Source organism: Nocardiopsis sp. LDBS1602 (assembly GCF_035818715.1).
GTDB classification, from domain to species: Bacteria; Actinomycetota; Actinomycetes; order Streptosporangiales; family Streptosporangiaceae; genus Nocardiopsis; species Nocardiopsis alba.
The window spans coordinates 91,399-104,220 of record NZ_JAYLVW010000005.1; the positions used below are offsets into that span (position 1 = coordinate 91,399).

General features: G+C 68.1%; 9 protein-coding genes. 8 read left to right on the plus strand and 1 reads right to left on the minus strand.

Annotation, left to right across the window (positions count from 1 at the left end; all coding sequences use genetic code 11):
- The gene (locus U9J66_RS17405; protein ID WP_326338165.1) at positions 1 to 1,626 is read right to left on the minus strand and encodes an alpha/beta hydrolase; all 1,626 of its coding nucleotides are present in this window, start codon (positions 1,624 to 1,626) and stop codon (positions 1 to 3) included.
- A gap of 343 nt (positions 1,627 to 1,969) precedes the next feature.
- Here U9J66_RS17405 and U9J66_RS17410 point away from each other — a divergent pair, with 343 nt between their 5' ends.
- The 8 genes from U9J66_RS17410 to U9J66_RS17445 all read left to right on the plus strand — a co-directional run bounded on the left by U9J66_RS17410 (position 1,970) and on the right by U9J66_RS17445 (position 12,816).
- Entirely contained in the window at positions 1,970 to 3,058 is a 1,089-nt protein-coding gene (locus U9J66_RS17410) for an ABC transporter permease (RefSeq protein WP_326338166.1), read from the plus strand.
- A gap of 16 nt (positions 3,059 to 3,074) precedes the next feature.
- On the plus strand, positions 3,075 to 3,953 hold the full coding sequence (locus tag U9J66_RS17415; RefSeq protein WP_014908405.1) for an ABC transporter permease: 879 nt from the start codon (positions 3,075 to 3,077) through the stop codon (positions 3,951 to 3,953).
- 5 nt (positions 3,954 to 3,958) lie between these two features.
- Positions 3,959 to 5,029: an ABC transporter ATP-binding protein gene (locus U9J66_RS17420; protein ID WP_017535586.1), complete on the plus strand. Its 1,071-nt coding sequence runs from the start codon at positions 3,959 to 3,961 to the stop codon at positions 5,027 to 5,029.
- Entirely contained in the window at positions 5,022 to 6,101 is a 1,080-nt protein-coding gene (locus U9J66_RS17425; protein WP_161111399.1) for an ABC transporter ATP-binding protein, read from the plus strand. Before U9J66_RS17420 ends, U9J66_RS17425 begins: the two co-directional genes overlap by 8 nt.
- A 5-nt stretch (positions 6,102 to 6,106) precedes the next feature.
- The gene (locus U9J66_RS17430) at positions 6,107 to 6,298 is read left to right on the plus strand and encodes a hypothetical protein (RefSeq protein ID WP_014912382.1); all 192 of its coding nucleotides are present in this window, start codon (positions 6,107 to 6,109) and stop codon (positions 6,296 to 6,298) included.
- Positions 6,295 to 8,106 carry an ABC transporter substrate-binding protein gene (locus U9J66_RS17435; RefSeq protein ID WP_014910890.1) on the plus strand — a complete coding sequence of 604 codons (1,812 nt, stop codon included), beginning with the start codon at positions 6,295 to 6,297 and terminating at the stop codon, positions 8,104 to 8,106. The genes U9J66_RS17430 and U9J66_RS17435 overlap by 4 nt, the downstream gene beginning before the upstream one ends.
- Positions 8,107 to 8,368: 262 nt before the next feature.
- Complete coding sequence (gene ccrA / locus U9J66_RS17440; protein WP_014909323.1) at positions 8,369 to 9,607, plus strand: crotonyl-CoA carboxylase/reductase; 1,239 nt, start codon at positions 8,369 to 8,371, stop codon at positions 9,605 to 9,607.
- Between the two features lie 971 nt (positions 9,608 to 10,578).
- Positions 10,579 to 12,816 (plus strand): sensor histidine kinase, encoded by a 2,238-nt coding sequence (locus U9J66_RS17445; RefSeq protein ID WP_326338167.1) that lies wholly within the window; start codon positions 10,579 to 10,581, stop codon positions 12,814 to 12,816.
- Positions 12,817 to 12,822: the final 6 nt, after the last annotated feature.

Genomic DNA, 12,822 nt, shown 5'->3' on the forward strand with positions numbered 1-12,822 from the left:
TCAGCCGATCGGTGCCGTCGGTACGGGCCCGGCCTGCGGGAGCGGTCGGCCCGGCTCCCAGAGGGGTGCGATCGGCGCCTCGTCCGGAACGTCGGTGACCGACGTGGGTCGAGGTCGACCCGGGCAGGTCGTATCGTCGGGCAGATCCCCGTCGATCAGGTAGGAGTCCACCTTCTCCCGCACGCACGGGTACGGGTCCTGAGCGCCGACCCCGGGCAGATAGAAGCCGTGGGCCCCGTCATCGGTGACGGTGATCAGCGGGCCGTCGAGCCGTTCGGCCAGGCTCACCGACCCGGCGAGCGGGGTCTGCGGGTCGAACTCGCCACCGATGATCACCCCCGGCTCGTAACCGTCCCGGGTCACCTCGACCGGAGCCTCGGTCGGCCGATACTCGGTGAAGGTACAGCTCTGGACCGCGGCGAAGAAGGCTCCGACCCCGAACGGGTAGAGCTCCCGGTGCTCACGGACGTCCTGCCGGTAGGTGGAGATCCGTCGCGGCCACTCCGCCTCGCACACCAGCGCGGAGAAGAGGTCCATGTTGGAGGCGTACAGAGTCGGGTCGATGTCGGGGAGCTCCCTCTGGAGCGGGGGAGGCGGCACCTCCTTCTCCTCGAGGGCGAGCGCGGCCAGGAAGGGAGCGGTCTCGGCCCAGGACTCCTGGTAACGGGCGTACTCGCCGGCCGAGGCGTCGAAGAACGCCCCATCGTAGGCCTCGCCGCCCATCCCCGGAACGTCGGTACGGGGTTCCTCGGTGAGTCGGGCCGAGGTCGTGTGGAAGGTGTCCATGACCTCCGTCGTGGTGGAGCCGAGCCCGTACTCGTCGTTCTGCTCGGCGATCCACTCCGCGTATCGTTCGACCCCCTCGGTGTAGCCGGGGGCCTGGTTCATGAAGGTCGCGCGCCAGATCTCGTCCGGGTCGATCGCGCTGTCCAGGACGCTGCGGTCCAGGCGTTCGGGGAACAGACTTCCGTACACCGCGCCCAGGTAGGTGCCGTAGGAGTAGCCGAGGTAGTTGAGCCTCTCCTCGCCCAGGACGGCGCGGACCACGTCCATGTCACGTGCGGTGTTGGCGGTGGTCATGTGCCGGCGGAGTTCGCCTTGGGCGGCGTCGCAGGCCCGGCTGTAGCGGATCGTCTCGCGGGTGTGGGCGGAGACCTCGGCGTCCGTGGGCCGTGGGCCCATCATGGGGAAATCGACACCGCAGTCGAGCGGTGTGGAGGCGCCGACGCCGCGCGGGTCCATGCCGATGATGTCGTAGACCTCGTTGAGCTCCGTTCCGGCGTAGCCGGTGGCGGAGAGTCGGGCCGGGCCGCCGGGGCCGCCGAAGTTGAGGAACAGGGCCCCGCGCGCGGCCTCGGGGTCGGTGGCGGGGATACGTAGGACGCCCAGTTCGATGCGCTCTCCGTCGAGGTCGGAGTAGTCGAGGGGGACCTCGACGCGCGCGCACTCCAGGGAGGAGAGGATCTCCTCCTCACAAGGGGTCCAGTCGATCTCCTGCTCGTGGAAGAGGGCGGGCTCGGGGAGAGGGGCGTCGGCCGTCGCCGGTGAGGCCGCGATCAGGGTCAGGGTCAGCCCGGAGGCCAGGACAGCGGCGGTTCCGCGTACGGCCGGGTGTTTCGGGGGCACGGGGGTCTCCTCCGTTCTCTCGGATGCCGCGGGGGAGAGGAAGACCCCCGGCGGTGTGGTCGTGCGGCAACCGTACGAATCGGACCCTGTCTTCGAACACTCACAAATGTCATCACTCGGTCCAATGGCCGAATGAGGACGTTTCTCCTGTTGCCTTCTGGGCTGTTTGTCATCTTTTGTTCTTTTTGTGATGCCGATCATGTCGCACGAAAGACGCCTTTTGGTCACGAGGGTGGTGTGAGCCACATGAGGGGCGTTACCGTGATCATCTATTAGGAAAGTTTCCTAATAGATGAAAGAGGTCCCTTCACCTCAGCTGTCCCCCCATGCCCGAAGGAGCCCCGTGGCCACCGAACTCGCGGCCGCCCCACCACCGGAGACCGGTGATTCGGGGCCCTCCGCCCCCCGGAAGTCCAGACCCCTCCTCGCACGGATCTGGCGCAACTACGTGTTCGTCAAGGTCCGCAAGGCCGCCGTCGTGGTCTTCGTCGTGGCCAACGTGACGTTCTTCCTGGGACGCGCGATGCCGGGCGACCCGATCGACGTCATGGCGGGCCGCCTCACCCAGGGCGGCATGTCGATGAACGAGGCACGCGCCATCGCGATGCACTCGCTCGCCTACGACCCCGACGCCCCCCTCTACGAGCAGTGGTGGGAGTTCATCACCGGGATCCTCACCTTCGACCTCGGCGGCACCATCAACCGGCCCGGATTCAGCGTCACCGACGCCATCGGCGCCTATCTCCCCTGGACGCTCTTCAGCATCGGCGTCGGCACGCTCATCGCCATCTCCCTGGGCCTGGCCCTGGGCATGGTCATGGCCTACAAGCGCAACAAGGTCGTCGACCACGTCCTCAGTGTCGTCGCCTCGGTCCTGGGCGCCATCCCCAACTACCTCATCGCCATGGTGCTCGTCGTCGGTGGAGGCATGTACCTGGGGTGGTTCAACCCGATCGAACTACGGGGCACGCTCAGCCCCGGGGTCCGGCCGGAGTTCTCGTTCGTCTTCATCGGAGACGCGTTCTTCCACGCGGCCCTGCCGATCATCACCTACGTGCTCGCCATCATCGGCACCTGGATGCTCATCATGAAGGCCTCCACCACCGAGGTGCTCGGCGAGGACTACGTGACGGTCGCCCGCGCCCGCGGTCTGCGCGACGCGCGCATCGCCACCGCCTACGTCGGACGCAACGCCGTCCTGCCCCTGGTGGCCCAGATCGCCATCTCCTTCGGCACCCTCGTCGGCGGCGCGATCTTCGTGGAACAGGTCCTGGTCTACAAGGGGGTCGGCGGACTCCTGCTGGACGCGGTCAACTACCGCGACTACCCGCTGCTCCAAGGCCTGCTCATCATCATCACCTCGTGCGTGGTGATCGCCAACCTCGTCTCCGACCTGCTCTACAGCAGGCTCGATCCGCGCATCCAGAACTGAGGGGGACGACGACACCATGGCCGTCACCACCACGGCGCCCGCCACCGGGGTCTGGGGCACCATCTGGCAGGGCATCACCCGGAGTACCAGCGGTTTCATCGGACTCTGCCTGGTCATCGGCGTTCTGCTCTTCGCCTTCGTCGGGCCCCTGCTGATCGACCACCACAACCCCACGGACGTCTCCAGGATCTGGGGGCCGATGAGCGCCGAGCACTGGCTCGGTACCAACCACGAGGGCAAGGACACCTTCACCCAGCTCGTCCTGGGCGGGCGCGAACCCATCCTCGTCGGTTTCATGGCCGCCCTCATCACGGTCGCCATCGCCGTCGTCCTCGGCGCGGTCGCCGGGTACGTCCGAGGCCGGATCGACCACCTGCTGCTCCAGCTCACCGACATCACGATGACCATTCCGTTCATCGTCCTGATGCTGGTCATCGCGTCCTTCTACCGCACCTCCTCTCCGATGGTGGTCTCCTTCATCATCGGTCTGGTCACCTGGCCCTTCCTGATGCGATCGATCCGGGCGCAGGTGCTCACCCTCAAGGAACGCGAGTTCATCGAGGCCGCCCGCCTCCAGGACCTGGGCACCGCCCGGATCATCTTCGTCGAGGTGCTGCCCAACATGCTGGGCTACATCTTCATCAACTTCATCATCGCCATCACCAACGCGATCTACGCCGTGGTCGGCATGTACCTGCTGGGCCTGTTGCCCAGCACCGCCGACAACTGGGGCCTGATGATCCAGCAGGCCTGGGACAACAACGCCTTCCTCCTGCCCCAGGCGGCGCCCTTCCTGATCGCCCCGATGGTCATGATCATGCTCTTCCAGATCGGGCTCGTCACCATGACCCGATCCCTGGAACAGGCCCTCAACCCCCGACTCCGGGACAGGTGAGCCCAGTGAACGACCTCCCCACCGCCCCGGACCCCTCCGAGGGCGCCCTGCTGTCGGTCCGCGGGGTCGACGTCGGTTACCGCACCGGACGTCGGAGCCACGTCACCGCGGTGCACGACGTCTCCTTCGACCTCCATCCGGGACAGTCGATGGCCCTGGTCGGCGAGTCCGGCTGTGGGAAGACCACCCTCGGGCTCGGCCTGCTCCGTCTGCTCCCGCGCGCCGGTGTGGTCCCCAAGGGAGAGATCCTCTTCCGACGCAAGGACGGCACCCGCGTCGACGTACGCACCCTGGAGAAGGAACGCCTGCGCCGCTTCCGCTGGAACGAGGCGGCCATGGTCTTCCAAGGCGCCATGAACGCCTTCAACCCGGTGCTGCGGATCGAGGACCACTTCGTCGACACCTTCCGCGCCCACGAAGGGGGGAGACGACGGCCTCGCAAGGAGATCGTGGAACGCTCCGCCGAGCTCCTGGAGATGGTCCGCCTCGACCCCTCCCGGGTCCTGCGCAGCTTCCCCCACGAGCTCTCCGGCGGTATGCGTCAACGCAGTCTCATCGCCCTGGCCCTGGCGCTCGAACCGCAGCTGATCATCCTGGACGAGCCCACCACCGCCCTGGACCTGCTCACCCAGCGCTCCATCGTCGAACGCCTCGCGGAGCTGCGCGAGGAGCTGCGCTTCTCGATGATCTTCATCACCCACGACCTGGGACTGGCCGCGGAGCTCGCCGACCGCGTCGGCACGATGTACGCAGGACGCCTCATCGAGACCGGTACCACCGGCGACATCTTCTACCGCTCCCGCCACCCCTACACCACGGCGCTCATCAACTCGGTCCCTCCGGTCGTGGGCGACCTCCACGTCCCCGAGTCGCTCCCCGGCGGGCCGCCCAGCCTGACCTCGCTTCCGCCCGGCTGCTCCTTCGCGCCGCGTTGTTCCCTCGCCATCGCCGACTGCACCACCGGTCGCCCCTCCCTGGACGTGCTCACCCCCCGGGGCGAGGGGCTGAGCCACGCCGCCGCCTGCCTGCGCGCCACCGACGCCGAACTCCACGCCGAGGGGGTCTCCCGTGATTGACCGCACCTTCGAATCCACGACCTCCCGGGCTCCGATCGACGGCCCTCCCGGCGCGGACCCGTCCGCGCGAGGGGCGGTCGAGGACCGGATCCGGGCCGAACCCCCGGTACTCGCGCTCAAGGGGGCTCGGCAGATCTTCAAGACGCCCCGGGGAGAGGTCCCGGCGGTGGCCGGGGTCGACCTCGAAGTGCGCCCCGGAGAGGTCCTGTGCCTCGTGGGCGAGTCCGGCTGCGGCAAGACCACCACGGCGCGCATGGCGGCCGCGCTCTCCGAGCCCACGTCGGGCTCGGTCCTGTACCGGGGCAAGGACGTGTCCGAGATGGACCGGAAGGAGCGGGCGGCCTTCCGCCGCTCCGTCCAGTACATCCACCAGGATCCCTACGCCTCCCTCAACCCGGTCCGCACCGTCTACTCCACGGTCTCCGCGGGCCTGCGCCGCCACAAGCTGGTCAAGGACGCCAAGGAGGCCCGACGCGCCACCATCGAGCTGCTCGAACGCGTCGACCTCACCCCGGCCGAGGACTATCTGGACAAGTACCCCCACCAGATGTCCGGCGGTCAGCGTCAGCGCGTCGCCGTGGCCCGGGCCCTGGCGATGAACCCCGAGGTGATCATCGCCGACGAGTCCACGTCCATGCTGGACGTGTCCATCCGGGTCAGCCTCCTCAACACCCTGGGCAGGCTCCGCGACGAACTCGGTGTCGGCTTCCTGTTCATCACCCACGACCTCGCCGTGGCGAAGTACTTCGCCTGGCGCGGCGAGATCGCCGTCATGTACCTCGGCAAGGTCGTGGAACAGGGCGCCACCCCCAAGGTGGTCAACGATCCTCGACACCCCTACACCAAGGCGTTGATCTCCGCGGTCTGCGAACCCGACCCGGACCTGGCACGGAACAAGGAACGGGTGCGGCTGCGCAGCGCCGACATCCCCGACCTCACCGACCTGCCTCCGGGTTGCGACTTCCATCCGCGTTGTCCGATCTACGTGGAGGGCGACTGCGACGCCGTACGGCCGCCGCTGGAGCGCGCCCACGATCGGTCGCTCGCCTGCCACGTCGTCACGAGGGAGTGAGGGCGGTGTTGCTCCTCATCGGCCGTTTCGGCCTGTTCGTCGGGGTCTTCCTCGTCCTCGCCTGCACCCTCATGGCCGTGTTCACATCCCCCGGCACAGCCGAGTTCGTCATCAGCGTCGTCACGATCGGGATCGGCCTGGTCGTCCTCGCCCTCGGTCTGCTCGCCCTCCTTCTGGAAAGGAAGCGTCAAGAATGACCTCCTACCCCCCGCGCAACGCGATCCTTCAAGACCTGAGCAGGCGCCGCCTTCTCAAGGCCGTCGGCCTCGGCGCGGCCGGAGCGGCGGGCGCAGGGGCCCTCTCCGCCTGTTCCGCGGGCGGCGGTTCCACCTCCGGCGCCACACAGTTCACCGGGGTCTTCGACTTCGACCTCGACTCCATGACGCGCAACGTCCACCGGGAGGACGGGGCGCTCCTGCTCAACTCCGTGTACAAGGACCTCTTCCTGTGCCCGGGCGGAGTCTTCAACTGGAGCACCCACGAGTGGGACTATCTCCTGCTCGAAGGGCACGAGTGGGACGGCGACGACCTCATCGTCTCCCTGCGTTCCGGGTTGAAGTGGAGCGACGGCAGCGACCTGAACGCGGACGACATGATCCGCAGCTACGCGATGCGCGTCCTGGAGGCCCCGCCGTGGGGCTTCGGCTTCCCCCAGGTCCAGGACCTGGAGAAGCTCGACGACCAGAGCGTGCGCGTGGGTTTCGAGAACCCCTTCCCCAACATCGAACGCAGCATCATCAAGCACCGTGTCGTCTCCAAGGTCACGTACGAGAACTTCGGCGAACGAGCCTTGGAGATGGTCAACGACGGTGTCCGTCAGGGCGACGACGAGCACGCCGAATGGAACTCCGAGTTCATCGAGTTCGACCCGGACGAGATCGTCTGTAGTGGCCCGTACATGTTCGACGAGGCACAGATGTCGGACGCACGCATCACCCTGGTGCGCAATGAGAACGGCTACCAGGGGACCGAGGTCGAGTTCGACGAGGTCGTCATCCACAAGGGCGACAACCGCCAGTCGGCGCTCCTGGTGCAGCAGGGAGAGGTCGACTACTCCAGTCTCGCGCCCTCCGCGGCCGACCAGCAGGCCTTCCAGAGCGTGGAGGGTTTCCGCTGGATCGAGCACGCCGGTTACGACGGTGTCGGTCTGATGTTCAACCACAAGGCCAAGCCCGAGGTCCAGGACGTACGCGTGCGCAAGGCGCTCGCCTACATCCTCGACGGCGAGCAGATCGGTCAGGTCGCCCGAGGCGAGGCCTACAGCCGGGTCGAGTACTACGCCGGTCTCGCGGACATCCAGGCCGAGGAGATCTTCACCTCGGAGGAGCTCGCGGACTTCGAGAACTTCGACCAGGACCATGACAAGGCCACGGAGCTGTTGGAGGAGGCCGGCTGGACCAAGGAGGACGGCAGGTGGTACCTCCCGGACGGTGAGGAGGCGAGTTTCGAGGTCATCGGTGTCGCGGGTTGGGGCGACTTCGAACTGACCGCCACCCAGGTCGAGGAGGCGTGGAACGACTTCGGGATCAAGACCGAGGCCCGTAACGTGCCGGAGGACAACCCGTGGGGCATCTGGGGCGCGGGTGACTTCGAGGTCGCCGTCCGCCACTGGGGCAACCCCGAGCAGCCCGATTACTGGGGCGCCTTCCAGATGAACTTCCTGACGGAGAACGCGGGCACGGAGGACTCCCCGGGGCAGGGCTTCGACCTTCAGGTGGAGAGCCCGAGTCAGGGGGAGGTCGACCTCGCCGAGCTGGTGGACACCGCTCAGCGGGCCGAGAGCGACGAGGAGCAGATGGAGGCCCTGAAGGCGCTGTCCATCGTCTTCAACGAGCTGCTGCCCCGCATCCCGATCTGGACGTACAAGTACCTTTCGCCCGCGATCGAGGGCAAGCGGGTCGAGGAGTTCCCGGTGGACACCCCGACCTCGCAGAACGAGCAGTACCAGGACAACCACATCATCCTGGCGCTGATCCAGGGCGAGCTGAAGCCGGTCCGGGACTGACCGTGGACGGACGGCCCGGTCGGGGCCGGACGTCGGGGCGACCGTCGAGGCGGTCGCCCCTTCGTCGTGTTCGGGACGCATAACGTCGATTACGGTCCATAAGAATTTTGTTCTGTCGGAGACCGTTTATGCGCGTATGAGATGAATGTAGGTAGTCTCGTGTTCGTTGAGAGTGTGCATTGGCACGCGCATTTTCCCTTGCTCCATTTCGTCCCCTCGCCCCCGCCTCATCCCCCCGACCTTCGAAAGGAACCGGTGCACCATGCCCAAGGACCTGTACGAACTCGGAGAGGTGCCGCCCCTGGGCCACGTGCCCGCGCGAATGCACGCCTTCACCATTCGGCGTGAGCGCTACGGCGAGCCGCGCGACGCCTTCGCCCACGAGATCGTCCCCGTACCCGAGCTGCGGCCCGGGCACGTGCTCATCTGGACGATGTCGGCCGGGATCAACTACAACAACATCTGGGCGGCCAAGGGGCACCCCGCCGACGTCATCGCCGCGCGGGAGAAGGCCGGAGAGACGGAGGACTACCACGTCGGCGGTTCCGACGGGGCCGGGGTGGTCTGGGCCGTCGGCGAGGGGGTCAGCGGGGTCGAGGTCGGCGACCACGTCATCATCGCCCCCGGGCAGTGGGACGAGACCGCGGACGACATCCGCATGGGCGGCGATCCCATCGCCTCCAAGACCATGCGGGTGTGGGGGTACGAGAACAACCACGGGTCCTTCGGGCAGTTCACCCTCGCCCGCGACGTCCAGCTCCATCGCAAGCCCGCCGACCTTCCCTGGGACGTCGCCGGAGGCTTCCTGGTCAGCGCCGCCACCTCCTACCGTCAGCTCTTCGGCTGGGAGCCCAACGTGGTCCGTCCCGGGGACCCCGTCCTGATCTGGGGCGGCGCGGGTGGTCTGGGCACCTCGGCGATCCAGTTGGCGAGCATGGTCGGAGGCAAGCCGGTCGCCGTGGTCTCCACGGAGGAGAAGGCGAAGGTGTGCCGTGAGCTCGGAGCCGTGGGCACCATCCTGCGCACCGAGTTCGACCACTGGGGCCGTGTCCCCGACGAGGGCGACATCCAGGCCTACTCCGAGTGGATGCGCGGTGTGCGCTCCTTCGGGAAGAGGTTCTGGGCCGAGCTCGGGGAGCGGCGCGCCCCCCGCATCGTGTTCGAGCACACGGGTGCCGACACCCTGCCCACCTCCCTGTACCTGTGCGACAACTCCGGCATGGTGGTGATCTGCGGGGCCACCTCGGGCTTCCAGGCCGACGTCGACCTCCGATTCCTCTGGATGCGCCTCAAGCGGCTCCAGGGCTCCCACTTCGCCTCGCCGGCCCAGTGCCGCATGGTCATCGATCTGGTCGAGAGCGGGCGCCTCGACCCCTGTGTGACCCGCGTCGTGGGCTTCCACGAGATCGGTGAGGCCCACCAGCTCCTGCGGGACAACAGGCAGCCTCCCGGCAACATGGCCGCTCTCGTCAACGCCGCACCGGGCCAGACCGGCCTGTAGCGGATCGAGGGGGCGGGGCCGTCCTCGGGGGTGGAGGAAGACCCGGACGCGGGCCCGTCCGGGCCTCTCGCGGACCCGGTTCCTTGAGAGGATCGGGGTTTCGTCTCATCTTTCGAGATGAGGCGGAAAGGATTTTCGAGGTGGGGGAGAGGGGTCTCCGGGAGGCCTTCGAGGAAGTGCCCAGGTAGGCGGGGTGCGGAGGTTCCTTGGGGGAGTTGGGAAAGAAGGGAAGGTGTTGGTGGTCACAAGGTGATGACTCTTGGCGAGAACCGGACAAAATAGTGCAAATCGGACAAAAGGCTTCTGTTCGGGATGCTGATCCCACGCTGTTCGCGCACGTCACAAGGGTCTCGGGGGGTGCTTTTTCAGTGCTTCTTTGATTCTTCTGTCAAGGCGGGCGACCTTTGTTAGTCTGGCGAACCGAACGACGGTTCCCGGTGGAAGAGCAGGAATTGGGCGGAGTGCGTACTCTTGTCCTTCGGATCAGGGGTCCGGTCGCCGCTCGCGGCGACGGACGCCGAGGCCCCACCGAAACCGTCGAGGCGTTCCCCCGACGATCGGGACGCCTGGCCGCCAGGGACCGATCGTGGCCCCCGATGGCTTCCTCCCTGGTCAGGGCGGTGGTGCGGGGCCGCCGCCAATCCGCCCACCTGATTCGAGGAGACGAGATTGTGGCACAGGCGCAGTCACCGCATGAGCGCGATGACCTCCCCCTGGCCAAGATGATGTCGACGGAGGATGGGCGTGGAGCCAGGCGTGAAGGAAGGTTCCGCCGGGCCATCTCCCGGATGGTCAAGTCCCAGGAACCCCCGTCACCGGAGACCGAGCAAGGACATCCCGTGCATAAGCCCGTGCATCCGCACTCGCACAGCCCCGACCGGAAGTCGGACGGCGAGGAGACATCCGCGACGGAGCCCCCCACCGGACCCTTCTCCGCGTCCGCCGAGAACGGTTACCGCCCCACATCCCGGGTGAGCGTACCGAATCCCTACACGACCAGGCGGGTCGAGGTCGACGATGTCGACACCGGCGCCAATCCGGTCGGTCAGTGGCGCGGTGTCGGCCTCGACGAGCCCGAACCACGCAGCAAGCCCACCCTCGCCACCACGGACACCATGACCGAGACGCCCTCCTCACCAGAGAGCACAGAGCGGCCCGAGGCCCCTGTGCCCCCCACGACCGAACAGCGGCCGACCCCCGGCCCGTCCGCGCCCCCGGTCGAACCCGCGCGGCTCCTCGCCGAGCCCGCGCAGCGAACGCAGCCCCAGCCCCACCACCAGCCCACGGAGGTCGCGATGCCCGAGGCCTCCGGCGCCCCTCGCCCCGAAGCGGACCGCCCGATCCCGCAGGGAGCCCCCGCGCCCTCGTCCTACGCGGGCCCGAGCGAGCCCGCGTACGACCCGCGCGGCCAAGAGCCGCCGGCGCACCACCCGCAGCAGCCGGCCCCTCAGGGCCCGCCGCCCGCCTACGACCCCTACGCCCAGCAGGGTCACCCCTTCCAGGGGCACGTGCCCCCGGGCTACGGGCACCAGGGCCAGGGCTACCCGGCCCGGCACGAGCCGGCCCCCTACCAGCCGCAGCGGCACGAGGGCCACGCCCCGCCCGCACACTACCCGTCGCCCTACCAGCAGAGGGTCGACTACCCGGTCGTGCCGCCCTATCCCGCGCCGCAGCCGGCCCCGTACCCGCACCCCCTGGTGGCCTACCAGAACGCCTACCCGGCCCCCTACCAGCCGCCCGGCTACGTCCTTCCGGGACAGCCGGTGGTCTACCCGGGTCAGTTCCACCCCTACGGCCAGCCCGTCCAGCACGTCATCGTGCTCAGCGCGGGCCAGCAGCCGCAGGTGATCACCGCGGAGTCGGCCGCCACCCTCTTCGCCGAGCGGAGCGAGACCACGGCCTCCGAGGAGGTCGCCCAGAACAAGGCCCTGACCGGGTCGGAGTCGGTGGAGGAGTCCACCGACGAGTCCCGCGCGAAGACGGAGGAGGAGACGCCCTCCCCGAGCGCGGCCGAGGACATCGACTCCTCGACCGAGGTGGCTTCGGAGAAGGACGAGATCGCCAAGGCCAAGGCCGAGGTGGCCGAGGCCGTCTCCGAGGTGCTGCGCGACTCCAAGGGAGAGCTGCTCAACGAGGCGCTGGCCGGACTGGCCATGCGCGACCTCTCCCTGGTGGACGCCCTGCTGGAGATGGTCGAGTCCCTGGAGACCGACGCCCAGGACCCGGACCTGCTCGACAAGCTGTTCCAGATCGACAACTTCGCGACCCGTATGCGACGTAACGGGGAGAACCTCCTGGTGCTGACCGGGCACGACGGTGGAGAGTCCGACGCGCACGACGAGATCGTGCCCCTGCTCGACGTCGCACGCGCCGCGACCTCGGAGATCAAGGACTATCCCAGGGTCAGTCTGGGCAAGCTTCCGCAGACCTCCATCACCGGTCTGGCCGCCGACGACATCAGCCACCTGCTCGCCGAGCTCCTGGACAACGCCACCGCGAACTCCCCGGAGCACTCCCAGGTGGTGATCAGCGCCCAGGAGATGGACGACGGTCGCCTGATGATCATCGTCGAGGACGAGGGCGTGGGTATCCCCGAGGCCCAGCTGGTCGAGCTCAACAGCCGTCTGGACGGCGAGCCGGTCCTGGACGACGAGGTGCCCAAACACATGGGTCTGTACGTGGCCAGCCGGATCGCGCAGAAGCACGGTCTGGAGACCCGCCTGGAGTCCCGCTCCTTCCGCGGTGTCAGCGCCTACACGATCATCCCCAAGGATCTGCTCCGCGTGGCCACGACGAGACAGCCCGGCCAGGCCCGGACCTCCACGACCCCGGCGACCAACACCCCCGCGAGCCGTACCGTTCCGCAGCAGCCCTCCTACGGAGGCGGCGCGAACGGGACCACCGGCAACGGCGCCGGCGGCAACAGCGGCCCCAAGGCCTCTCCGGCGGCCTCGGGCGGGAACTCCTCGGTCACCTCCGCGGGACTGCCCCGTCGCAGCGCCACACCACACGGTTCCCCGCTGCGGATGATGCCGCACCCCGGGGCCCTCTCCGACAACCCGCCGCCCCCGCCGAAGGGCCGGGAGGACACCCCTCCCAGGCTCACCGGCGAGGCCCGAGCCGAACAGATCCGCGACGAACTCGGCGACTTCCTCGACGGAGAACGGGCGGCCCTCGAAGGCAAGGACCTCGAGGACGGCAAGGAATGACCTTCA

Coding starts and splice junctions, on each gene's coding strand:
- U9J66_RS17415 (WP_014908405.1), top strand. CDS start 3,075: ATGGCCGTCACCACCACGGCGCCCGCCACCGGGGTCTGGGGCACCATC.
- U9J66_RS17435 (WP_014910890.1), top strand. CDS start 6,295: ATGACCTCCTACCCCCCGCGCAACGCGATCCTTCAAGACCTGAGCAGG.
- ccrA (WP_014909323.1), top strand. CDS start 8,369: ATGCCCAAGGACCTGTACGAACTCGGAGAGGTGCCGCCCCTGGGCCAC.